We start from the raw sequence: 23,814 nt of genomic DNA on the forward strand, positions 1-23,814 counted from the left end.
ATTATATTTGCTGTCTAATAATAGTCATTTTAAGTATGCTTAAATCACTTTTCAATTGGAAAGTTTTACTGAACTTGATCGTAGCCATCGGTGTTTTTGTGGGGTTGGTCTGGCTTACGTTCCGTTGGCTTGAGTATCATACCCATCACGGTCAGGAAATTCCCGTTCCGAATGTTGTCAATAAATCTGTACAGGATGCCATCAAAGTATTGGATGATACAGGATTGGAATATGAAGTTGATAGTGCTGAATATAATCCTAAATACAGACCTTTCCAGGTGCTGCAGGTCTATCCGGTTCCGGGTTCTCGTGTGAAGGACGGCAGAGCCATTGTGCTGAGGGTGAACCCGAGGACATGGGCGAAAGTAGAAGTTCCGGATGTAATCAATAAATATTCAGGTCTTGCCTTCCAGCGACTGGAGCAGGTCGGATTAAAAGTGGGAGATACTATTTACGAACCGAGTATTCAGAAAGATGCGGTGATCCGGATCCTCTATAACGGAAACGAAGTGAAACCTAAGACCAAGCTGGCGAGATTCTCCACGGTCGACGTGGTAATCGGTTCCGGGCCTATGAGAAATATAGCCATCCCGAATGTGGTGGGATTAACAGTGAAGGAAGCAAGACAGGTGATTGCGCGAAGCATGTTTGAAGTAGGAATCGTGGATCATGAAGACGGCAGCAAAGATGAATCCGATGTGATTTATTATCAGGATCCGGCTGCAGGGGATGTCCGTGACCAAGGCATGCAGATTGACCTCTGGGCAAGTAAAAAGACCCTGGCAGAATTAAGTGCGAAGATCGAACAGCTGAATTCTACCTACCGAATGAAAGTAGATACGGCATTACCGCCAATCCAGTATCAGGAAATGCCCGTACGGGAAGAACAGAGTTCCGACATACCGGTGCCGCCTGCTCCGAGAAAGGAAACTCCGAAGACGGAAACGTCAAGAACCAATACTAAACCGGCTGTTTCAACAACAGAAACTAACAGGCCCAAAACCACTTCCTCAGGAAGCGGATCCGGTGCTGCTTCCGGAACGAACAGCAGCAAGCCTGCAACGGCAACGGCAAAACCTGCTGAAAAGCCAAAGGCTAAAAAATTAGTAATAGAATAATCTCTAAATTATTATAAGAATACAGGCTTCAACTTTCATTATGTTGAAGCTTTTTGTATAAAAGATCAAATAAATGGCAGAAGATAACGAAGATTTTTTCGATGAAGAACTATTAGATCAGAACAGTATCGGGAATATTGATATTGATGAGGAAAATAAAGGGTTGTACGAGCACCTTAATATCACGGTGGATAAAAACCAGGAACCTTTAAGAATCGATAAATTTTTACTGATTTTCCGCCAGAATTCTTCAAGGAATAAAATTTCCCAGACCTGCCGGGCGGGGAATGTAGTGGTGAACGGAACGGCTGTAAAACAGAACTACCGCGTAAAACCGGGAGACCAGGTCTCCGTACTGCTGGCTCATCCTCCGAGAGAAAATGTAATTATCCCTCAGAACATTCCCATCAATATCGTATACGAAGATGATGATTTGATCGTTGTCGATAAAGAACCCGGAATGGTGGTCCATCCGGGATTCGGAAACTGGGACGGAACACTGGTAAATGCTCTGGCCTATCATTTCGAACAGAACGGACAGAAGTCGGATCTGGACCGGGTAGGACTGGTTCACCGGATCGATAAAGATACCTCCGGACTATTGGTGATCGCAAAAACCGAATTTGCTTTAAGCTTTCTGGCCAAACAGTTCTTCGACCGGAAAACCAAAAGGCTGTACTGGGCCTTCGTTTGGGGAAATGTGCAGGATGATGAAGGAACGATCCGTGGCCACATCGGTCGCCATCCCAAAAACAGAATGCAGATGCATACCTATGAGGACGGAAGCCAGGGAAAGCATGCCGTAACGCATTATAAAGTGCTGGAAAGATTCAGATACATGACCTGGGTAGAATGTAAACTGGAAACCGGAAGGACCCACCAGATCAGGGCGCACTTCAAACACATCGGCCATACGCTGTTCAATGATGAAAGGTATGAAGGCCATACGCCTCTCCGCGGAGTGAATCTTCCTAAGTATAAGCAGTTTATCAAAAACGTATTTGAAATTCTTCCGAGACATGCGCTTCATGCCCATACTTTAGGATTTGTACATCCCACCACCAGGAAAGAATTATATTTTGAAAGCCCGATGCCGAAAGATATGGCGGATGCTGTAAAAAAATGGAGAAATTATTTAGAAAACTAAAAATATATTGAGAATTTTTTTATATTTGTTGAATTGAAATCAAGATTTGTTATGAGAAAACTATATGCTATCGTATGTTTAGCTCTTTTGTCAAATGCATACAAAGCACAAGAAACTTTACCGTACTATCAACAATATCTTTTAGATGGTGAGTTTTTGTTCAACCCGGCACAATACGGAAAGACCGATTATGTGCAGCTTAATCTTAACTATCAGCAGCAATTTTCGAAGTTCAGTGAGTCTCCCAACGTACAATCGGTAGGGATCAACGCGAACATCTTCGATAGGGTAGGGGCAGGTTTATCTGTATTCAGAGACAGCAACGGGCCTATTTCTGCCGGAGGTATTACGGCGGGTGCTTCATATTTTATTCCTCTTAGCAGCGAAGGAGACCGAAAAGACCAGTTCTCATTCGGTACCAGCGTGAGTTTCTATAACATGAATTTTGATTATTCAAAGATTAATACCCAGGATGCTTCTGACCCTTTATTACAGGGAAGCGAAAGCAACATCTTCATGGCGTATGCGAACTTCGGGGCGCAGGCTACTTACAGAAACATCTTCGCAGGAGTTTCCGTAAACGATATCGCGCTTACCAATGACGAAGCGATCGTAAACGGACGTGAGCCTTCTCCGATCAAGTTTTTCTTAAACTTAGGATACGACTGGCACATTGGGGATAACATCTATTTCACACCGTCTGCATTAATCAACCTTAATACGAACTCAACCAGAACGATCGATTACAACTTAATGGCAACGTTCTTCAACGATATCAATGCCTTCTCGTTCGGGGTAAGCTACCGTTCCGTTCAGAACAGATTCGACAGCCAGCAGCTGCAAATCGCACCGGTTGTAAAAGTAAGATTCAACAAATTCATGATCGGAGCAACGTATAACTTAGGATTGTCTGATATTCAGCAATACGGAGGAAACAGCTTCATGATCGGGTTAGGATACAACTTCGACAACTTCATTAACCACAGAGGTTATAGATATTAATTGATTTAATTTAAATACATTTGAGCTCTGAATTTTTCAGGGCTTTTTTTATGATTTACATTCACATTCCCTTTTGCAAGCAGAAATGCAGCTATTGCAACTTTCATTTTTCAACATCTTTGAATTTTAAAGATGACATGGTGGCTGCGATGAAAAAGGAAATCGTTCTCAGAAAAAATGAACTGCAGAACAAAAGTTTATCTTCCTTGTATTTCGGCGGTGGAACACCATCCATCCTTTCTGCGGACGAAATAAAATCCCTGATTGATGAGGTATTGAAACATTTCAGCTTCGAAAAGGACATTGAAATAACCTTAGAAGCCAATCCCGATGATCTGAATAAAGAATTTTTAAAAGGATTATCAGATTCCCCGGTGAATCGCCTTTCCATCGGAACCCAGAGTTTCTTTGAAGCCGATTTGAAACTGATGAACCGGGCGCACACGGCCAATGAAGCGGAAGATTCCATTAAAAGGGCCCAGGATTTCGGATTTGAAAATTTAAGCATCGATCTCATTTACGGTTCGCCCACCTCCAATCTGGAAATCTGGAAAGAGAACCTGAACAAAACCATTGCCCTTGAAGTTCCGCATATTTCTTCGTATGCCTTGACGGTAGAACCTAAAACCGCTCTGGAAAACTGGATTTCGAAAGGGAAGGTGATCAGTCCGAAAGAGGAAGAGCAGAACAGAGAATTTTATTACCTGTCGGATTTCCTGAAAGATCATGGCTTTGAGCATTACGAGGTTTCCAACTTTGCGAAGCCGGGCTTTTATTCAAGACACAATTCTTCGTATTGGAAGTATAAAGAATACCTGGGAATAGGCCCTTCTGCACATTCTTACAACGGATCCGATGTCAGAAGCTGGAATATAGCCAACAATCAGCAGTATATTAAAAAACTGAATGCTCATCTTCCGGCAAAAGAAGAGGAAATTCTTTCAGCTGAAGACCAGTTTAATGAAATGATCATGATTGGCCTTCGTACCATCTGGGGAGTGGACCTTGAAAACTTAAAAGGAAAATTCAACGACAGGATCCTCGAACATTTCCAGCGGGAAATCAAACAGAAGCTTGAGGAAGAAATCCTCATCATTGAAAACAACCATCTGAAAATTCCTGAAAAGCAATGGTTTATGGCAGACGGTATTGCCTCGGATCTGTTTATGGTTTAAATTTTTTAATTGAATTTTTAGATTCATTTAAAGACAGATTTTTTGACCATCGGTTTCTTGTTAATAAAAAGTTTAATAGTAAAGTTTGCAGGGGGATCTGTATTTGTTTACTTTTATCCCATAATCTGAAAACCTAATTAAACATTAGAAACCATGAAAAAAAATATTCTAACGGTATTTTCCGTTTTGCTTTTATCTCTATCCCACGCTCAGGAATTTGAAAAGAATCAGCTTGTTATCAAAATCAAAAAAGGATTCTTCAGCAAACAGAAATTCGATGCGGCAAAAAATATCACCGGTATACAAAGCTTAGATCAGCTGAATCAAAATAATGTGATCCGAAAGATGGTTCCGATTGGAAGGATTGAAGACACTACTTCTTTGCTGCTGGAATTTAACAGCGATACAGATGTTGTTTCAGTGCTGAAAATCTATGCAGAAAACCCTGCCATCGATTTTGCGGAGCCGAATTACATAGCCCACGGCGCAGGAGTGAAGGGAGCAGATACTTTTTCCACTTTCCCCAATGACTCTTATTTCCTGTCCAGGCAATGGGGTCTCTATAATAACGGAACATTTTCTGCGTCCGGTATGACCACCGCCACCGATGCCGATGTGGATATGGAACTGGCGTGGGATGTTGAAACCGGTAATCCCAATATGATTATCGCCGTTTCGGATTCCGGGCTGAATATGTCCCATGAAGATATTGCCGCCAGAGTCTGGACCAAACCTGTTGAGATCATCGACGGTATCGACAATGACGGAAACGGACTGATCGATGATTACCGTGGCTGGGACTGGGTAAGTAATGACAACAACCCGACCGATGACCACGGTCATGGAACTAACTGTTCCGGGATCATCGGAAGTATAGCCAACAATGGAAAAGGATATGCCGGTGTTAACTGGAATAGCAAGATCATGCCGCTGAAAGTACTGAACAGTTCCAACAGTGCTACCTACGCCGCCATGGCGAACAGCCTGTACTATGCAGTTGACAACGGAGCCAAAGTAGTATCGATGTCCATCGGAGGATCCTCCACTTCTTCCCTGATAGCGAATGCCATCAGCTACATGAAAACCAATAATGTGCTGCTGGTCGCCTGTATGATGAACAACAATAATGAAGTGGCTAATTATCCTGCAGCCTATTCCACAGCGTATGATAACGTGATTGCCGTAGGATCTACCGATGCCAATGACAAAAGAACACAGCCGTTTTTCTGGAGCTCAACTTCCGGCAGCAGCTATGGGAATCACATCAATGTGGTGGCTCCCGGGAATTATATTTACGGCTTAGGCATCGATTCCAATACTTCTTATAACTCCTACTGGGGCGGAACTTCCCAAGCTACGCCTCTGGTTGCAGGAGTTGCTTCGCTGATCTTATCGAAAAAACCGACACTGACGCCTGCACAGGTGAGAAACATTCTCCAGTTGACTGCCGAAGATATGAAAGGCGTTCCCGCTGAAGATACGGCCGGCTTTGATAAATATCACGGCTGGGGAAGGATCAATGCTTATGCGGCACTGAATTCGGTGGTACTCAATACTTCGGACATTGAGAAAGAAGATCAGCTGAGAATTATCAATCCTGTTGTAAATGGTTATCTGGAAATTATTAACCGTAAAAAGCTGAAAGGGAGTACCAATATCACCATATCCGGTTTTGAAGGCAGGATGATTTATAATCAAAATCTGAATATCGTTGAGGGGAAAAATCTTATTCCTCTTCACGATATTCCTGCCGGAGGTTATATGCTTACCGTTGAAAATAAAGAATTTAGCAAGATATTCAAAATACTTGTGAAATAGTAGGGAGGCAGATAATTTAGATAATGAAATTTAAATTAATTTTGTAGTCATTAAATCAGGATTTTGAAAACTAAAAAACAGGATTATTCACACCTATCACCCAAACAGCCTATCGGGATTTTCGATAGCGGCGTGGGCGGATTAACGGTTGCCAAAGAAATCAAGCGTTTGCTACCTCATGAAGACCTTATTTATTTCGGGGATACCAAGCACCTTCCGTACGGTGAAAAATCGAGGGAAGCCATCATCGAATATTCCACCAAGATCACCAACTTCCTGTTGCAGCAGAACTGTAAGGCCATCGTTATTGCCTGCAATACGGCAACGGCCAATGCTTTGAACGAAGTGATGCATTCGGTGGAGGGGAAAGTACCGGTTATTGACGTGATCAATCCTGTGGCTGAAAAGGTGTCTTACGAGATTCACAACAATGTGGGCGTGATCGCCACGAAAGCCACGGTAAATTCCGGTTTGTATAAGAAAAGCATACGAAAGCATAATAAATGGATCAAAGTAGATGAGCTGGCCACCCCTTTGCTGGTTCCGGCCATCGAAGAAGGTTTCAAAAACCATCCGATTACCCATGCCATCATCTACAATTACCTCAGCAACAGCAAGCTGAAAAATATTGAAACGCTGATCCTGGGCTGTACCCATTATCCTTTATTAATTGATGAAATCAAGCAATATTACGGCAACCGGGTCCGCGTGATCGATTCGCCCAATATTGTCGCCAATCATCTGAAAATTATCCTGGATAAGTACAACCTTCTCAACGATCAGAATCCCCATCCCAATTACCATTTCTACCTTTCGGATCTGACGAAAAACTTTGAAAAGATCTCGAAGAAATTTTTCGGAAAAACCATCGATCTCGAATTGAAAGTTCTATAAAAGCAAAGCTGTCCCGTGAAGAGACAGCTTTTATTTTTTAATTAAATTTATGTAAATCTCTATTCTTTTGCATGCTCTTTCAGATAATCCAAGCCCTTTTGCGTAATGGAGAAATACCATTCATTTTTATCCGAATCAATCAATCTTTCCTGTTTCATTTGTCTTAACAGTTGAATAAAGTACCCTCCAAACAAAGGCTCATTTTGTCCTTTGTTTGATAAAATTTCTAAATTGTTTAATGCAATTTTTCCACTTGCTTTATTTATTAATTCCAGTGTTTTTAATATCATAATTGGATCAAGCAAAATTATTTTAGTCTTTTATTTAGAATGTTCAATTGTTACAGCATTTTAACATTTTATCATCTTCATGACAAGCTAAAATATATTATTATGTTAATCTTCTTTTACTAAATAATATTTTCCATTACTATCTTTTTTAATTTCCTGAACCTGATAGCTAAAGCGACGAATAAAAACAGGTTCACCTGTTTCATCAGAGACTGTTAGAAAATCAATTTTATCAAAAATTGAATTTAATGAAATAACCCATACATCACTTGTTAATTCTTGTGAATGTAATGTGTCATTTTTCTTATGAAAATTAATTTTGCGAACACAGGTTTCTTTATACCGTTTACCTTGAAGATCCTTCATAATCATATGGGTTTTTTCAAGAATTTTTTCTTTAGTTTGTATCATTTGTTTATTATTTTAATTTGTAAAGGTGGTAAACCATATTCATCTTTTCTTATATCATTTAGATAATCTAAACTAGCTTGCAATTCTTTTGTAGTCCATCTTTCTTTAGATTCATAAATTTTTTCCCAAACATATGTTTCTTTTTCTAATGTATCCTTTAAAAGATAGGCTTCTATTCCAATTTCATCACAATGCTGTATATGCATCATTTCATGAAAAAAAGTAAGCTCAGATGGGTTTTTCGTAAAAATTATCTGCATGGTTTCAGGATTAAAAGCACCCGCAATAATATTATTTTCACTCAAAAAATTAAAAAGTTCATCTGCCGTATTAAAGCCATCCGCCGGTTTAAAAAAAGATTTTATTTCAATAGAATCTGTTTCTAACATTAAATGTATTCCTTTTTTCGTAAGTAGCTTTCTTATTTTCTCTATTTCTACTTTATAAAGTATTTTACCTCCTAAATCATCAAAAAGTTGTACCCAATTGAACTGTTTTTCTTTACTAACCTTTTCTAATTGCCTTTCCGTCTTCCAAAAATTATCTTTCAAAAAAGCTCCTGCTTCACTGGCATCTGCCAGCGTAACCAATTTACCATTATAATAAATCTCATACAGATTATCGCCAGCTTTTTTTACTGAGATTTTTCTTTTGGCGAGTTGTTCCAGGATGTATTCTACATTAGCATCTGCACCTAAGAGAGGCTTCAGTAACTTTTTTAATAGCCCGTTTTTCTCACCAGCCAGAACCACTTCTTCAATGACGTTGCTCGGATTTCTAAGTCTGTACGCTTGAAGTTCTTCTACCAGTTTCTCCAGTTGCTTCGTAAAAATAAGATAATTTCCTTTTACATTCTTTAAATTCTTGATTGTTTCCAAAAGAGCCGGACCATGGGTGAGAATTCCTTCAATCATCACAACACTTAAAATTCCTGCTCCTATTAAAGCATATATCGTATCCCAGTTTTCCACGAACCATTTTCCGCCCGGCAAATCAGAAACCCAATTTTTTACATCTTCGTTCATTAGCGCCAGATCAATGCTTGCCAAACCGAGATCTGCAATTGCCAGTACAGAGAGATTACCTGTAAGTCCCATCGTCACAAATCCGGCGATAATGGCAAAAATATCTCCGCCAATACGGATATTCTCCATCACTTCCGCCCATTCCTCCTCATCGGCGATCGCCTTTATAAACAAAGCGGTTACCAGGCTTGCTTTTTCTTGTTCTTTATCTGTAAAATGAACTAAATTCATGGGGTGATAAAAATAACCCGGGTCCACATTTTCAGATGATGTCTGCGTCTGTTCAACTGTACTTCCTCCTTTACCGAATTCGTCCGTTTCTCTTTGTTCGATGGTTTTGGTAACTGTTTTTTTCTGTTGAAGAAAAATAGCATCCTTATAATCGAAATCCCAGTCGAAACTTACAATTCCTTTAATCGTATTAAGGGTATCATTCAATTCCAGGATATTACTTTCTATAAAATAGCCATTCCCGTTGAGAAGTGCATTTCCAGTTGTTTTCATTTTGGAACTGCTATCTCTTTGCGCGAATACATTGAGGACGGAAGCAAAAAGGATACGGTTGGATTTAGGCTGTCCCAATACTTCCGAATACCCATCCAGATTATTATAAATTTCAGCAAGCAATTTTGGGTTTTTCCAGAAATAATCGGCTGCTTCCTGAAATTTTCTAAACATTCCCATTACTTTTATTAAAAGTGAAGTTGTGTCTTTTGTCCAGCTAAACCATCCGGTATCGTCTTCTTGTGTTAATATTTTCAAATGATTTATAACGACATCGGTAGAAAGATGGACCTTCATCATAAAACCGATCGGCAAATCTCCATATACTTTATATAAGTCATCTGCTCTTGCAGAACTTTCTAAGAAGTGTGTGAATTCTCTGATAAAAAACAGTGAGGCATCATAATCTGTTTCTACATTTCCATATCCCAGATAAAGTAAAAGATTTTTATATTCTATAAAAGAAGATGTTCTCAGTTCTATGGCATCCTGCCCAGTGTCTTCAAATCGAAACGTAAGAGAATAGGTAAGCTTGTCATTTTCATCAAAAAAAACTTCCATACGCGGTCTATCTGACCCTAAATGTTGGGAAACTTTTATCTTCCCGTTTTTAAGATAAAGCTTTGCTGAAAGATTAATATGCTTCTCACCGTCCATAATATAGGTTTGTGCTACATCCTTAAAATATTCCTTGAATACATAAGACATATATTTTCCTTTACCTCCATTATAGCTTAACCTTAGATCTCCTAGTAATTGGGTAAGGTTAATATATTCATCATTTTTAATTTCGATTTTTTCCGAAGCCTGTAATCCTGAAATTCCTTGTAACGGATTTTGATTACCTTTAAATCCTTTATTCACCTCTTCGAAGGATAGGATTTTAAATCCTGATAAATTCCCGAATTCGTCTTCAAATTTTTCCATTTTATTGTTTTCATTTAGTTTTTATACTTTTCTGAAGCAAATGTAAATGCGGGTAACGACAAAACTCGTCGTATTATTTTTTTATTACAAAAAAATAAGAGCTGTCTCATTTTTGAAACAGCCCTATACTTTAAGATAAATAAAAGTTACATTTCGAGAATCACCTCTCCCCGTTCCAGTCTTTTCTTCGGTGTAACCGCAGGCTGGTTGGAGTCTTCTTCTGATCTTGTTCCGATGGTGACGGCAAAAAGGGTTTGGTATTTATCATTGCTGATGATCTCATCGTATTTGTCGTTTTCGATACCTTCCATCGGGGTGGAATCCAGTCCCATTTCGGCACACGCGGAAAGCAGTACGCCCAGAGACAGGTAGACCTGATGGGCCATCCAGGATTTTATAAAGGCTTCTCCTCTGGATTTTACAAAGTTTTTATAATAATTGACGGAACCTTCCGGCAGATACCCTTCGATTTGTTTTTCAAAATCTTCCGGTTTTTTCAGCACCTGGAAGACGATCAGCAGGTTACTGTTGTCGATTTTTTCTTTGTTCCAGTAGGAAGCATCGGCCAGCTTTTCCCGGTTTTCCGAAGATTCCTTCACAAAGACAAAATTCCACGGCTGGCTGTTGATGGAGGATGGGCTCAGCTGTAAAATATCTTTCAGCTGCTGAACGGTTTCTTCGCTGAGGGTTCCTTTCGGATTATACTTTTTGACCGTATATCTCGATTTCATTTTTTCTAAAAAGCTCATAATTATTTAACTATATTTTTTATAGTTGCAAAACTATTGTAAGTTTTATACATTTGCAATAACGGTAAAAAATGATAGTATAAAAATGTATACGATAGACGATAAAACATATCCCTGCTGTACAAGTGTCACCATGAAATTCATCGGAGGAAAGTGGAAGGCGGTGATTCTTGTTCACCTTATGGACGGGGCAAAACGGTACAACGAGCTCAGAAAGCTGATTCCTACCATTACGGAACGGACGCTGAGCCTGCAGCTGAAACAGCTGGAAGAAGACCACGTAATTAACCGGAAAGTGTATACGGAAAAACCGCCGCTGATGGTGGAATACACCCTCACCGATTTCGGGAAAACTCTTGCTCCGGTGATCCGGGAGATTACCAAATGGGGAATTGAAGCGGCACAGACCTCAAAAAAAATAATCAGGAAAACGTCCTGATTATTCTTCGGTTGTAATAGTTATATCTTCTTCCTTATTCGGTCTGAAAAAACTGAAGCTTACGTTTCCGTATTTCCGGGTATCCATAAGGTTGGGATGATCAAACTTCATCCGGCTCTGGTGCTCAACGATCAGAACGCCGTTTTCTTTGAGGTATTTATTGTTTAACACCAAAGAAATAATTTCCTGGTATTTCTTCTCTTCCATTTCAAATGGAGCATCGGAAAATACAATCTCAAAAGATTTTTTGTTCCTGAATTTCTTCAGCCAGTCGAATACATCACCCCGCTGAACATTCACCTGAAGGCTGAATCCCAGTTCTGAAGCGGTCGTATTAAGGAAAGAAGTGTGTTTCGGGTTCATTTCTACGGAAGTAACATCCCCGCAGCCCCTTGAGGCAAATTCAAAACTGATGGAACCGATTCCCGCAAACAGGTCCAGTACGGAAACCGACTGCATATCGTACGTGTTTTCCAGGATGCTGAACAGCGCTTCCTTGGCAAAATCCGTGGTTGGCCTTACATCAAAGTTTTTCGGGGCGGCTATTTTTTTGGCTTTCCATTTGCCTGAAATGATTCTGTACATAGTGGTTGGATTATAGGGTGTTGAAGGAGCCAGCAGATACTTTCTGCCATCAGGTCATCAGAACCTAATTTAATATAAAATTTCTGGTAGGGATATTATCAAATACGATTTTCAGGTGCTTAACGAATTTCTGAAGTTCCGAAATGAAGGTTTCGTTTTCCGTGGTTTCCCCGTAGGCAAAAAAGTGGGTTTCATTGATCCCGAAACCGATTTTGCTCAAGGTGAACATCACGAAATAAAGAAAATCGACTTCCGAATTTACATCCAGGTTGTTGTATAAGATAATTTTTTTGTTGTCGATGGCGAAAAACTCACATTGATTATGATACAGGTTAATGTGGATTTCCTTGTTGTTTTTATAATGAATACTGTTTAAAAACTTTTCACCGGAGAAATTGAACTGTACCGGTACCGCCAGCTCTTTGATCTTTTTATAGAATTCCTTCGGAAAAGTATAATAGAACTGGATTCTGAATTTTTCATTGATGGAAAGCATCAGCTCTTCCTTTTCCTTATCTGTTGGCGCATTGAAGGCGATCAGGTCGAATCCCGCTTCATGCTCCGAGAAACCTTCCGGCATCAGGGTGAAGTGGTTCAGGGCGGAAATCACATGGATTTCGTCAAACCGCTGTTTCAACAGGACCTGATCCAGGGTGTCCCGAATAAAATGCTCCGGGGAATCCTCATCCGTAAAATAAGACTTCTCTTCCACAATGCTTTTATTCCTGGCAATCTGGTAGATGAGTCCGTCTTTGATAAAAAGTAAATTAAGTATATTCATAATTTGATTCCTGCAAATTTAGTGAAATTCTACCATTACCGCACCCGATTGATGATGAAGTATTTCCTTGTTGTAAAAATCGAGTCCGGTCTGGCTTTCCAGGATATCATGCACGATCCTCTGCAAAACCCCGTCGCCGATTCCGTGTACGATTTCGAGCCTTTTCAGGTGGTGCCTCCGGCAGAAATTAAGGGTTTCCACCAGTTTTTCCTTCTGGATAAACAGCCTTTCAAAACTATCATAATCATTCGGGTTTTTTACCAGATTATGAAAATGAAGGTCCAGGATCATCGGGGTTTTCTGATGGCCTTTTGACGTAACTTTCTTTGGCTCTGCTTTTCGGACGACTTTAATATTTTCATAAAAGTCTGAAATCTTTGGGACCAGCTTCTCCTTCGGATATTGGTAGGTAAATCCGTATTCGTCTTTAAAGACCACGATGTCTCCTTTCACCGAAGTAATCACCCCGCTCAAATCTTCGTCTACCACAGAAACATGATCACCGATTTTCATAATTTTAATCTTCAGACAACTAATTTTAAACCTTAAACCTTAAACCTTGAATCTCAAAATTTCGGACCCAGCTCAATCACTTCCAGGTCTTTTATTTCCGTACCATCAATAACAAACCGCATCATCGTCCGCATCTTGTGCCATCCCTGTTTGCCACAGGCCCCGGGATTCAGATGCAGCAAATTGTTTTTCTGGTCAAACATCACCTTCAGAATATGGGAATGCCCTGAAATGAACAATTTCGGTGCCTTTTTCGTAATTTCCTGTCTGGCCAGTTGCGTATATTTCCCGGGATAGCCGCCGATGTGGATCATTAGGATTTCAACGTCTTCACAGGTAAAACGGTTTACTTCCGGAAATTCCGAACGGATCTTCGCATTGTCGATATTTCCGTACACGCCTTTCAGCGGTTTGATTTTTTCCAGCTGCTCAATCACCTCCATACTTCCGAAATCACCGCCGTGCCAAATCTCATCAGCCTGGCCGGCGTATTCTAAAATACGGTCGTCGATATAGGAATGGGAATCGGAAAGGAGAAGTATTTTGGTCATTTTTCTGCAGTTTTTATTGCTTTTTGATAAATCTTTTTGATACTGTTCTTTTCCTCTTTATCACAGATATCTTTTATTTGTAAAAGCAGCTTGTTTTTTTAGGTTATCATTGATATTTAAAATCTTAGATAATGCAAAAGCGGCACTCCATCGTACAACAGTCCCTTCATAAGTAGTATTTTCAATAAGTTTTGTTATAGGATCGTTAAGGTTTTCCGGAAAATTCTTCGCTGTATTTCCTATAACTTTAGCACTTTCCCACTTTATTCTTGGAGCATCTGCAGATAGATTTTCTGTAATAAAATCAAAAGTTTCCTGATCAAGGAGATCATGTTTCACCTGAGTAGAAAACTCCAGTGCTTCAATGCAACTTGCTTTTACAGGATCTTTTGACAATGATGCGAAATCAAGAAGCTCTCTTAAAGAAATTTCTCCATTAAGGACAGTATTAGAAAGTATTTCAATTTTTTCTTTATTCTTTATGGATTTGTCTTGGAAAAATTCATTTAAATTCATAACTATATTTGAAAATTTTTCAAATATACTACATTTATTAGTTTACAGAATTTCTATACTTTTGTATAAATCTTACTATAATGAAGCAGAAACTTTCTTTTTTCCTTCTTTTACTTGCTGTCGGTATTGCGAATGCACAGGTGGAAGAGAAAAAACTTGATGAACTTGTACAAAATACCCTGAAAACGTTCGATGTGCCGGGAATGTCAGTCGGAATTATCAAAGATGGTAAAGTAATTTACTCAAAAGGATTCGGGGTACGTTCTTTAACCACCGGACAGCCGATGGATGACAATACACTGGTCGGAATCGCATCAAACTCCAAAGGATTTACCTGTACTGCGCTGGCTATCCTGGCAGACGAAGGAAAGCTGAGCTGGGACGACAAGGTTTCCCAATACATCCCTGAATTCCAGATGTATGATTCGTACGTTTCCCAGAATGTAACGATTAAAGACCTGGTTACCCACCGTGCAGGTTTGGGACTCGGACAGGGCGACCTGATGTTTTTCCCGGAAGGCGGAAGCTTAACCGTTAATGATATCGTTCACAATGTAAGATATTTAAAGCCTGAAAATCCTTTCAGAACAACTTTGGACTACAACAATATCATGTTTATCGTAGCGGGTGAAGTGATCCACCGGATTTCCGGGTTAAGCTGGGCAGAGTTTATCGAACAGAGGATCATGAAGCCAGTCGGGATGACGTCCAGCTATGGAAGTTATAACCGGGCTAAAGCCGTAGCCAATAAGATCGATGCCCATGCTCCGGTGGATGGAAAAGCCATCGCCGTGCCCCACGACTGGAATGAAACGGGCAATGCTGCAGGCGGAATCATGAGCAATATCAAGGACATGACCACCTGGGCCGAATTCCTGCTGAATAATTTTACCACCAAAGATGGGAAAAAATTAGTTTCGGATAAAAATGCACAGCAGCTTTGGAGCCTGCAGATCCCAAGTGCAGTGGCAGCTAAAAATCCGTATGATACGAATTTCTACGGCTACGGAATGGGATGGTTCTTAAGTGATGTCAAAGGCCACAAACAGATCCAGCACACGGGTGGGCTGATCGGAACCGTAACGCAGTTTACGCTGATTCCTGATATGAAACTGGGGATTGTCGTTTTAACCAACCAGCAGTCCGGAGCGGCTTTCAATACCATCACCAATACCGTAAAAGATTCTTATCTAGGCATAGCAGACCGCAACTGGCTGAAAACATACGGTGACCGGGTAAAAAAAACAGAAGAGATTTTCGACAGGCAGAAGAAAGAAGCTTATGCAAAATCCGAAGCCTTCAGGAAAGATAAAAACATTCAGCCGAAAGCGGAGCAATTCGCCGGAACGTATACCGACAAATGGTTTGGGGATGTAGAAATTGTACAGCAGGGAAATACCTGCAGAATCGCATGCAAAAATTCTCCGAGATTAAAAGGGGAGCTGCTGCCGTATTCCAACAATTCATTTATCATTAAATGGGATGATCGCAGCTATGATGCGGATGCTTACTTGATCTTTGATTATGACGAAACCGGAAAAGCGCAATCTGCCAGATTAAAACCTGTTTCCGATGTTACCGATTTCAGCTTTGATTTCGATGATCTGGATCTGAGAAGAAAATAATTTCAAAATATTCAATAGAAACGGGCTTCGGTCCGTTTTTTTGTTTTCAGCAGTTTACCAGAGTAAAAGTAATCAGAAGCTTGAAACAGTGTTATACTATCATTTTAATATTAAAGACTTCTGTTATTAATGTTGACAGAGAAAACTTCCAGCATCCATCACCCGGCTCCCGGCCTCAGCATAAATAGGTACTAAATTTTCCCCGGCTCGTAAAAGAACAGCAGTTTCTTTTTCGCACCGTCGAATTCAGACCACGAATTGCAGTCGATTTCAAAGCCAGCTACGCCGCAGGTCGGGAAGTGAAAGATATTTTGGGAAATGGAATTCGCAAAGTTGGAGATCCCGTTGTTGTGCGAGAAAAAGGCTACCGACTTGTGGCTGTCGTCCAGGTTGTAAATTACCGATTCAAAATTGCTTTCCAGCGGATTGTAAAGTTTCTCATCCGTACCCATGTCGATATCATAAGATTGTTTGAAGATTTTGCACGTATTCAGGGCACGGACAGCGGGGCTCGATACGAAATAATCGATCGCTACGTTATGGGTCTTCATAAAGCGGGACATCTGTATGGCTTCCTCCAACCCCTTGTCTGCCAGGGGTCTGTTAAAATCGTCCGTTTCTTCCGGCCAGTCGCTTTTCGCATGTCTTACGAGAATGAGTTGCTTCATAATTTCGTTTTGAAGATTAAATTTATAAAAAAATTAGCGTATCAGAACATAATTTGTAAAAAAAGCATCCGATTTGTATGGAATTTCTATTGCTAATTGCAATTCAGTCAACTGTTTGCTGTAGTAATGAATGGTCAGGAAGGCTAGAAAAGGCGTCCCGAAACCAGATAAGGGAATAAAAAACAGCTTTTGGAATAAAATCATTAAAATTTACTAAATTTGCAAACCTATGGGACAGATCTTGGCGATAGACTACGGAAAAGCCCGCTGCGGCATTGCGGCAACGGATGATATGCAGATTATTGCAAGCGGTCTGGAGACGGTACAGACCTCATCCCTCATCGCCTTCCTGAAGAAATATTTCAGCGAAAACCGTGTGGATGGAGTAGTTGTAGGGCTTCCTGTAGACCTGAAGGGAAATGTTTCCGAAGTGGAAACGGATATCCTGAAGTTCATCGGGATTTTCAGGAAAGAATTTCCGGAGGTGGAAGTTCACCGTTTCGATGAAAGGTTTACGTCCAAAATGGCTTCGTTTTTTATTTCCCAGAGCGGGAAAAGCAAAAAACAGAGACAGGAAAAGGGATTAATAGATAAAGTGAGTGCAACCATCATATTGCAGAATTTTTTAGAACAAAGAACAAGATGATTTTACCGATAAGAGCTTTTGGGGACCCGGTTTTAAGAAAAGTGGCAAAGGATATAGACAAAGATTATCCCGGGCTGCAGGAGTTGATAGGGAATATGTTTGAGACGATGTACAGCGCCAACGGAATCGGTCTGGCGGCACCGCAGATCGGTCTGGACATCCGCCTTTTCGTAATCGACGTAAGCCCGCTGGCGGAGGACGAAGATTATGAGGATATTCAGGATGAGCTTGCCGAATTCAAAAAAGTATTCATCAATGCAAAAATCCTTGAAGAATCCGGCGAAGAATGGAAATTCAATGAAGGATGCCTTTCGATTCCGGATGTACGCGAGGACGTAAAAAGAAAGGAGACGATCGTTATTGAATATTATGACGAAAATTTTGTAAAACATACAGAAACTTTTTCCGATATTAGGGCCCGCGTAATCCAGCATGAGTACGACCACATTGAAGGGATCCTGTTCACCGACCATTTAAGCGCTTTGAAAAAGAAGCTCGTTAAAGGAAAGCTGACCAAAATTACCCAGGGTGACGTAAGCATCGGTTACAAAATGAGATTTCCGAAATAAGTAGAATAATAAAATTAAAATAAAAACGCAGAACGTTCTTCCACCAAGCCCGGCGAAGTGCAGGAGCCGATCGCAGAATTAAAAAAAATAAAATTATGCTGTTAGAAAAAATAATTTCAATTTCCGGAAAACCGGGACTTTTCAAATTAGTTTCCCAATTAAAAAACGGATTTATTATTGAAGATGTTACGACCAAGAAAAAAGTAAGCATTGGCAATTCAAGCCAGGTGAGCTTATTGGATAACATCGCCATGTTTACATTCGATAAGGAAGTTCCATTGTTTGAAGTTTTTGAAAATATTGCTAAAAACTACGATTACAAAGAGGCGATTCACCATAAAGCAAATGAGGCTGAGCTTAAAGAATTTATGATCGCTTCTCTTCCGGATTATGATACGGGAAGGGTATATGCTTCCGATATCAAAAAACTGGCGCAGTGGTACAACATTCTTCAGAAAGCAGGATACATCACGCCGGAAAGCTTCGTAAAGGCAGAACCTGAAACCCTAGACGGTGAACCGGCTCAGACGGAAGACCTGAATGTAGAAAAGGAAGCGCCTAAGAAAGCCCCAAAAGCTGAAAAGCCTGCCGCTCCGAAAGTAAAAGCCACTTCCGCAGCCAAAGCCGCTCCGAAAAGCACGCACAGAAAACAGGGATAATTCCTTGATTTTAATTTAAGATATGGAACCTCATCAGATTTGATGGGGTTTTTTGCTTTTGGGAACGTTCGTGATATTGCGGTTCTATGATCTTCTTTAGACAAACTTACTTATTCTTAGTAAATCAAATGTAAACAGTCTTCATTAAAAGTCTGTTTTTATTTGCTCTAAGCATAATACGACGGTTTTATGAAATTTTTAACGTGGTTGGATCTAATCACTTTATTTTTAAATATAACTTTTCAAAACATTGTATCAGTAAACAAAGTTTAATTAATTTACAAAGTGTGAGTTTAATGTAAGAAATATGAAAATAGGATATGTCCGTGTTTCAACCAGAGACCAAAACTTAGATTTACAGATTGAAGCTCTTGAAAAAGCAGGCTGCGAAAAAATTTACAAGGAGAAAATTTCAGGTACGACAAAAAATCTTCCGGAGCTCGATAAGATGATCGAACAGTTTCAGAAAGGTTATGAACTTTATGTTTGGCGATTGGACCGATTAGGAAGAAGCGTAAAAAATATTATTGATCTTGTTTTAAGTTTAAGTGATAAAGGGATTATAATAAAAGGTTTTACCGATGGAGTAGATACTGCTACTGCAAATGGCCGGTTCTTCTTAAATCTGATAGCATCGCCTGCTGAATACGAACGAGAGCTGATCCGGGAGAGAACCAATACAGGTTTACAATCTGCCAGGGCAAGAGGAAGGTTAGGAGGCAGGCCGAAAGGTTATACTAAAGAAACTATTTCTAAACTTTTACTTTTACGTAATATATATATAAGGATATAACAAAACGTCCGGAAGAAATTTATAAATCACCTGGATTAAGTAGGGCAACATTTTATAGATATGCTAAAATTCTGGATCATCATACGGATGAAGAAATAAAAAAAATGTCAAATAAAAATAATTTTAATTTTTAACTTACACTGAATTATTGCATTAGCTTTACAACTCTAAAAATTTTATGCCAGAAAATTAAAATTTTTGAATTAGCGGTAAATAAAATATAACTATGATAAAACAGATTTAATTAGTGGCATTTGTTGTTGCATCTTTTTTAGGTAAAGCGCAAGAAACAAATATTCAAAAAAATGTTGAAAAAAATATTACAGGTGGACAAATTGGTTTATTCGGATTGGATTTGTATAACGAAACAAAAATTGCAGATAAGACTACTTTGCGAGTCGAAGCAAGTCTCTTTCCTGCAATTTGGGGCGGAGATTTGTATGCAAAAACGGGTTTTGCGTTTTATCCATCGTTAACACTACAGCCAAAATATTATTACAACATATCTAAACGTGCTGAAAACGGAAAGAATATAAAAAATAATTCAGCAAATTATATAGGATTGCAAATTCGTTATATACCGGATTGGTTTATTATTTCAAATACTAATAATCTGAATCTTACCAATCAGTTGAATATTATTCCTACTTATGGATTCAGAAGGAATTTTGCAGGAAACTTTAATTATGAATTCAAAGCGGGCTTAGGATATGCTGCGGCATTTGAAAATGGCAACACGGTTGCAGAAGCCGTATTTGATCTTAGCTTCAAAATTGGATATGATTTTTAATCTAATTTCTATTTATTCCAAAATTTGATAAAAGAACTAATTTAAACTTTTTACTGGCGGACTCATCAAATAAATGCACCAAAAAGATGTTGGTGCATTTATTTGTTCAATCTGCATTTTCTAGATCACTAGTAACAATTTCCATTACAGCTGGTAGCATTCTGAAAATCAGAAGCAGTTATTTTGTATATTTCATTGATCTCATTATTAAATTCATGATTAAAAATATTCCTGGAATTATTGCAAAGAACACCGTTAAAACCGCAGATTTCATAAGTAATCTTTTTTGAATTATTGAAAACAATATCAATTTTGCTTGGATATTTCAGGAAATCATTAAAACTAAAACCATCATAAGGTGCCAAATCTTTGAACTCTTTTGAAACACTTTTAGAATCCTCAATAGTAATTTTTTCAGACAAAACCATTGCTTCAACCCCTGATGAATTTGAAGTATAGGGAATGATTTCTACTTTTGCTCCGGAATTATTTTGAATGCTGTAATTATATATAACAGGCTGATCGTCACAGTGGTCACACCCACTGCAACTGCTTAATAGTAAAATAAAAAAACACGCGACTACTTTTTTTATTGATAAATTAATCATTTGATATAGGAATTTATAGGTTAATTAACTTGTATAAAACATTTCCTTTGGTAAGATTTGCCGAGATATTGTTGTTTGCACAGCCTTTCAATACCATAGAATTAGCTCCTGAGACCGGACAACTTTGAAGAAGGTCTTGCTTTTTTATTATTTTGTAATGAAAAATTTTCACCAAAACAAATTGAAAAATCGCCTGTTTCCTGAGGAATTAGTTTTATTTCGTAACGAAATAATTTTGACGTCATATCTTCCGTTGCCGAAACATATAGATGAGAATTAGGACAGTTTACATAATTATCAATCTGGAAATTTTTAGATATAATTTTAAACTTGTTCAGAGCATATTGTAGGTTATAAGAAGCTTGGCCCTGTATTAACTTAGATACAGAGATCATAAACAAGGGATTCCCTTTAAGTTTTACCGAATCCTTTGAAACCAGGTTTAGTCCGTTTACCGATACATGCCCTCGAATCGTTATTGTATCACCGATATGGTATATTTTTGAATTATCTAAACTCACTTTTATTTTATTTGGAATTTCCTCGATTCCATTATTAAAACCTGAGCAGTCCGTAGACATCAGAAGATGAAGAGTTAAGATAAAAGCAAAAACAGAATAATTTTTTTTCATTTTTTTTGCTAAAAATACTTTAAAAATTCATGATTTGAAATTCTTTTTTTATAATAACTAAAAATCAGTTAATGTTCTAAAAAATATCTCACAAAATAATGATGGAATATTCCTTTATGCAAACGTGATAGATAATAAAATTCTACTATGAATAAATTAATAATTGTAGGTAATGGCTTTGATTTAGCCCATGGTTTAGATACTAAATATTCAGATATGATTGATTTTTTTTGGAATCTCTCTTAACCGAATGTAATCAGATTAACAAAAATTATGAGGTTAATAGTACAATAATAAATAAAAGAGATAAATTACCAACTTCTTATGCTAATGATATTTATTCATTGGAGCTAAAAAGAAATTTATTTCCTGGACCTTATTATCTCTAAAAGAAACCATAATCTATTGAATTATGAATAAAGAATTAGTAATTAAATATTTAAACCGTTTTAGGCAACTTCTAGAGGAAGATAAGGCAACATGTTTAGAGATGAAAAAGAAATTCGACGCTGAATTATCGCAGCTTGATAATCTTCGTGTAGATTTAGATAATATTATAGAATCTCATACAAAGAATATTAAGGAATTGGAGGAAATAGTTTTAGCGATTGGATTATCCTAACTTTTTAAAGATATTGAAGTATCTAATATACAAGTTTGGTAAAACAAGCAATTAAATCTCACAAAACGATGACAGTAGTATTAAAAAAAGACGATAAAGTAAAATCTATAATTGATGTATTGCCTGATGATTATACTTTTAATGATCAATGTAATAAAATTATTGCTTCAGTTGTTTTAATTTAGTGAACCACTAAACTATTAAAATGAGAAGGCTGTTTAAAACCGTTGAGATTGGATTATTGTTATTTGCAGTTTCATTTTCCAAACAAATGATTGCTCAAAACACCACAGACAGTATTGATTTATTCATCAAACAAAAAATGGTACAGTCGAACATTCCTGGTCTTCAGTTGGCAATTATACGGAATGGAAAAATTGATAAACTTAAAAACTACGGCTTTGCGAGCCTGGAACACTTCCGGTCTCCCCAATAATATAGACGAAAAGGAACAGGTATTGGGGGATGGTGATGAAAATCGCAACTGGGAAATGGTTAGGAATTACCAATGGAATTTAGTCCCGGAGACAAATTCAGTTACAATCAGACAGGATATTATATTTTAGGAAAGGTCATAACCAAACTCAGCGGCAAGCATTTCACAAAGTTCAGTGAAGAAAATCAATTCAGGCCCTGCGGTATGGTCTCCACCCGTTTTGGCGATTCGAACGATGTCATTCCAAATAATTCAAACTCATATTCCACCATTTACAATGAGGGAGGAAAGTGGATTAATGACGGTAAGCTGCATAATGCCTATGCCACTTTTCCTCTGTTTTTCAGAACTGCAACCGGGATTATTTCGACATCCGAGGATCTGGCCAAATGGCTTATTGCACTTCAAAGCAAAAGACTGTTGAAAAAACAGTCAAGCCTGGATCAGATGTTTGCTACAGCCAGACTGAATAACGGAAATATCGGAGGATTCAATAAATTGACCAATGGTTATGCCCTGGGCTGGCCGACAGTGGTCAGAGAAGAGCACCCTGCATTGGCACTCGTTGGCGGAATGCGCTCCGCACTGTTTGTCTATCCTCAGGACAATTTATCGGTAATCGTGTTAACCAATCTTCAGGGCTCAAATCCCGAATAGTTCATTGATGAAATTGCCGGTTTCTATATTCCGGATATGAAAGTAAAAAACGGCTTCGGACTAAGTAAGAATCTGAAGTTCCTTCGCCAGCAGCTGTTAAAGAATGATTTTAAAGATGCCAATAAAATTTTCAATAAAATCAGTAAAAACGATAAAAACTTTAGTCTGACCGAGGATGAAGTCAATTCCTGGGGATATCAGCTTATAGAACAAGGCAAAAAAAATGAAGCAATGGAAATTTTTAAATTGAATACCCTGTTGTTTCCTAAAAGTTCCAATGTCTACGACAGCTATGGGGAAATACTGGAAACACTTGGAAATCGTAAGGAAGCCATCATTAACTACAGAAAATCGTTAGAGCTGAATCCTGATAATACCAATGCTGCCAATTATTTGAAAGATAAAAAATGAGAATGTATCAGTAAACACATTATAAAACTTAAGCCTATATGAAAAAAACGCTATTAATGTTCACTTTAATCTGTACATCAGGCTATTTTGCGCAGACCGGTTCCATAAAATTTCCTACCGACAATAAATTAAAAACAGCATTGGATTCCCTGGTAGATCGATCGGTTTCTGCGTTTATGCAGAATAATTCGAGAGTCGGCATTTCAGTAGGTGTCATAAAAAATGGGAAGAAGTTTATCTATAATTAAGGCTC

31 protein-coding genes are annotated in these 23,814 nt (G+C 38.6%); 19 read left to right on the forward strand and 12 right to left on the reverse strand.

The features are described 5' to 3' along the window. Positions 1-35 precede the first annotated feature (35 nt). The 6 genes from ACED20_RS16120 (at position 36) to murI (ending at position 7,154) form a co-directional block, all read left to right on the forward strand. Positions 36-1,118, forward strand: a complete 1,083-nt coding sequence (locus ACED20_RS16120; protein WP_294199713.1) for a PASTA domain-containing protein — start codon at positions 36-38, stop codon at positions 1,116-1,118. 73 nt (positions 1,119-1,191) lie between these two features. Continuing rightward, complete coding sequence (locus ACED20_RS16125; RefSeq protein WP_294220020.1) at positions 1,192-2,265, forward strand: RluA family pseudouridine synthase; 1,074 nt, start codon at positions 1,192-1,194, stop codon at positions 2,263-2,265. Between the two features lie 51 nt (positions 2,266-2,316). Continuing rightward, a complete protein-coding gene (locus ACED20_RS16130; RefSeq protein ID WP_146942975.1) occupies positions 2,317-3,267 on the forward strand; it encodes a type IX secretion system membrane protein PorP/SprF in 951 nt (316 codons plus the stop codon). Positions 3,268-3,332: 65 nt separating this feature from the next. Beyond that, on the forward strand, positions 3,333-4,442 hold the full coding sequence (gene hemW / locus ACED20_RS16135) for a radical SAM family heme chaperone HemW (RefSeq protein WP_294318434.1): 1,110 nt from the start codon (positions 3,333-3,335) through the stop codon (positions 4,440-4,442). A 153-nt stretch (positions 4,443-4,595) separates the two neighbouring features. After that, on the forward strand, positions 4,596-6,260 hold the full coding sequence (locus ACED20_RS16140; protein WP_294239261.1) for a S8 family serine peptidase: 1,665 nt from the start codon (positions 4,596-4,598) through the stop codon (positions 6,258-6,260). Positions 6,261-6,323: 63 nt separating this feature from the next. Beyond that, positions 6,324-7,154: a glutamate racemase gene (murI, locus tag ACED20_RS16145; protein WP_294323119.1), complete on the forward strand. Its 831-nt coding sequence runs from the start codon at positions 6,324-6,326 to the stop codon at positions 7,152-7,154. Between the two features lie 59 nt (positions 7,155-7,213). Here the strand turns inward: murI and ACED20_RS16150 are convergent, their stop codons facing one another. From ACED20_RS16150 to ACED20_RS16165, 4 genes are all read right to left on the reverse strand, one after another. Next, a complete protein-coding gene (locus tag ACED20_RS16150; protein WP_294222328.1) occupies positions 7,214-7,444 on the reverse strand; it encodes a hypothetical protein in 231 nt (76 codons plus the stop codon). Positions 7,445-7,549: 105 nt separating this feature from the next. Beyond that, positions 7,550-7,855 carry a hypothetical protein gene (locus ACED20_RS16155; protein WP_294222330.1) on the reverse strand — a complete coding sequence of 102 codons (306 nt, stop codon included), beginning with the start codon at positions 7,853-7,855 and terminating at the stop codon, positions 7,550-7,552. Continuing rightward, complete coding sequence (locus tag ACED20_RS16160) at positions 7,852-10,248, reverse strand: zincin-like metallopeptidase toxin domain-containing protein (protein ID WP_378105730.1); 2,397 nt, start codon at positions 10,246-10,248, stop codon at positions 7,852-7,854. The genes ACED20_RS16155 and ACED20_RS16160 overlap by 4 nt, the downstream gene beginning before the upstream one ends. A gap of 209 nt (positions 10,249-10,457) precedes the next feature. Further along, a complete protein-coding gene (locus tag ACED20_RS16165) occupies positions 10,458-11,060 on the reverse strand; it encodes a nitroreductase family protein (RefSeq protein WP_378105733.1) in 603 nt (200 codons plus the stop codon). A gap of 85 nt (positions 11,061-11,145) precedes the next feature. Between ACED20_RS16165 and ACED20_RS16170 the strand changes: the two genes are divergently transcribed. Beyond that, positions 11,146-11,499, forward strand: coding sequence for a helix-turn-helix domain-containing protein (locus ACED20_RS16170; protein WP_294222341.1), 354 nt, complete (start codon positions 11,146-11,148; stop codon positions 11,497-11,499). Here ACED20_RS16170 and ACED20_RS16175 read toward each other — a convergent pair whose 3' ends face one another. The 5 genes from ACED20_RS16175 to ACED20_RS16195 form a co-directional block, all read right to left on the reverse strand. Then, positions 11,500-12,084: an RsmD family RNA methyltransferase gene (locus tag ACED20_RS16175; protein ID WP_294222343.1), complete on the reverse strand. Its 585-nt coding sequence runs from the start codon at positions 12,082-12,084 to the stop codon at positions 11,500-11,502. A 64-nt stretch (positions 12,085-12,148) separates the two neighbouring features. Next, the gene (locus tag ACED20_RS16180; RefSeq protein WP_294222346.1) at positions 12,149-12,865 is read right to left on the reverse strand and encodes a DUF3822 family protein; all 717 of its coding nucleotides are present in this window, start codon (positions 12,863-12,865) and stop codon (positions 12,149-12,151) included. An 18-nt stretch (positions 12,866-12,883) separates the two neighbouring features. Continuing rightward, entirely contained in the window at positions 12,884-13,378 is a 495-nt protein-coding gene (locus tag ACED20_RS16185) for a Smr/MutS family protein (RefSeq protein ID WP_345767210.1), read from the reverse strand. A gap of 53 nt (positions 13,379-13,431) precedes the next feature. After that, a complete protein-coding gene (locus ACED20_RS16190; RefSeq protein ID WP_294201041.1) occupies positions 13,432-13,929 on the reverse strand; it encodes a metallophosphoesterase in 498 nt (165 codons plus the stop codon). 60 nt (positions 13,930-13,989) lie between these two features. Further along, on the reverse strand, positions 13,990-14,445 hold the full coding sequence (locus ACED20_RS16195; protein WP_345767211.1) for a hypothetical protein: 456 nt from the start codon (positions 14,443-14,445) through the stop codon (positions 13,990-13,992). 80 nt (positions 14,446-14,525) lie between these two features. Between ACED20_RS16195 and ACED20_RS16200 the strand changes: the two genes are divergently transcribed. Then, complete coding sequence (locus tag ACED20_RS16200; RefSeq protein ID WP_345767212.1) at positions 14,526-16,070, forward strand: serine hydrolase; 1,545 nt, start codon at positions 14,526-14,528, stop codon at positions 16,068-16,070. 191 nt (positions 16,071-16,261) lie between these two features. Here ACED20_RS16200 and ACED20_RS16205 read toward each other — a convergent pair whose 3' ends face one another. Then, entirely contained in the window at positions 16,262-16,738 is a 477-nt protein-coding gene (locus ACED20_RS16205; RefSeq protein WP_294201037.1) for a histidine phosphatase family protein, read from the reverse strand. Positions 16,739-16,967: 229 nt separating this feature from the next. Between ACED20_RS16205 and ruvX the strand changes: the two genes are divergently transcribed. The 5 genes from ruvX to ACED20_RS16230 all read left to right on the forward strand — a co-directional run bounded on the left by ruvX (position 16,968) and on the right by ACED20_RS16230 (position 20,195). Continuing rightward, on the forward strand, positions 16,968-17,384 hold the full coding sequence (gene ruvX / locus ACED20_RS16210) for a Holliday junction resolvase RuvX (protein ID WP_345767213.1): 417 nt from the start codon (positions 16,968-16,970) through the stop codon (positions 17,382-17,384). After that, complete coding sequence (gene def, locus ACED20_RS16215; RefSeq protein ID WP_294201035.1) at positions 17,381-17,953, forward strand: peptide deformylase; 573 nt, start codon at positions 17,381-17,383, stop codon at positions 17,951-17,953. Before ruvX ends, def begins: the two co-directional genes overlap by 4 nt. Positions 17,954-18,048: 95 nt before the next feature. Beyond that, entirely contained in the window at positions 18,049-18,612 is a 564-nt protein-coding gene (locus tag ACED20_RS16220; RefSeq protein WP_294201033.1) for a DUF5606 domain-containing protein, read from the forward strand. 307 nt (positions 18,613-18,919) lie between these two features. Then, a complete protein-coding gene (locus tag ACED20_RS16225) occupies positions 18,920-19,405 on the forward strand; it encodes a recombinase family protein (RefSeq protein ID WP_345767214.1) in 486 nt (161 codons plus the stop codon). A gap of 247 nt (positions 19,406-19,652) precedes the next feature. After that, on the forward strand, positions 19,653-20,195 hold the full coding sequence (locus ACED20_RS16230; protein WP_294226513.1) for a hypothetical protein: 543 nt from the start codon (positions 19,653-19,655) through the stop codon (positions 20,193-20,195). Positions 20,196-20,323: 128 nt separating this feature from the next. Here ACED20_RS16230 and ACED20_RS16235 read toward each other — a convergent pair whose 3' ends face one another. Beyond that, positions 20,324-20,803, reverse strand: coding sequence for a hypothetical protein (locus ACED20_RS16235; protein WP_345767215.1), 480 nt, complete (start codon positions 20,801-20,803; stop codon positions 20,324-20,326). A 101-nt stretch (positions 20,804-20,904) separates the two neighbouring features. Beyond that, positions 20,905-21,435 (reverse strand): hypothetical protein, encoded by a 531-nt coding sequence (locus ACED20_RS16240; RefSeq protein ID WP_378105743.1) that lies wholly within the window; start codon positions 21,433-21,435, stop codon positions 20,905-20,907. A gap of 147 nt (positions 21,436-21,582) precedes the next feature. On the opposite strand from ACED20_RS16240, the gene ACED20_RS16245 reads away from it, so the two are divergent. The 6 genes from ACED20_RS16245 to ACED20_RS16270 all read left to right on the forward strand — a co-directional run bounded on the left by ACED20_RS16245 (position 21,583) and on the right by ACED20_RS16270 (position 23,809). After that, positions 21,583-21,681, forward strand: a complete 99-nt coding sequence (locus ACED20_RS16245; RefSeq protein ID WP_365988628.1) for an AbiH family protein — start codon at positions 21,583-21,585, stop codon at positions 21,679-21,681. 166 nt (positions 21,682-21,847) lie between these two features. Continuing rightward, positions 21,848-22,057 carry a hypothetical protein gene (locus ACED20_RS16250; RefSeq protein WP_294234830.1) on the forward strand — a complete coding sequence of 70 codons (210 nt, stop codon included), beginning with the start codon at positions 21,848-21,850 and terminating at the stop codon, positions 22,055-22,057. A gap of 205 nt (positions 22,058-22,262) precedes the next feature. Continuing rightward, positions 22,263-22,493 (forward strand): hypothetical protein, encoded by a 231-nt coding sequence (locus ACED20_RS16255; protein WP_378105748.1) that lies wholly within the window; start codon positions 22,263-22,265, stop codon positions 22,491-22,493. Between the two features lie 72 nt (positions 22,494-22,565). Next, positions 22,566-23,150, forward strand: a complete 585-nt coding sequence (locus tag ACED20_RS16260) for a serine hydrolase domain-containing protein (protein ID WP_378105751.1) — start codon at positions 22,566-22,568, stop codon at positions 23,148-23,150. 36 nt (positions 23,151-23,186) lie between these two features. After that, positions 23,187-23,561: a tetratricopeptide repeat protein gene (locus ACED20_RS16265; RefSeq protein WP_378105754.1), complete on the forward strand. Its 375-nt coding sequence runs from the start codon at positions 23,187-23,189 to the stop codon at positions 23,559-23,561. 38 nt (positions 23,562-23,599) lie between these two features. Beyond that, a complete protein-coding gene (locus ACED20_RS16270; protein WP_345767218.1) occupies positions 23,600-23,809 on the forward strand; it encodes a hypothetical protein in 210 nt (69 codons plus the stop codon). Positions 23,810-23,814: the final 5 nt, after the last annotated feature.

The organism is Chryseobacterium sp. sg2396 (genome assembly GCF_042610505.1).
Lineage (GTDB): Bacteria > Bacteroidota > Bacteroidia > Flavobacteriales > Weeksellaceae > Chryseobacterium.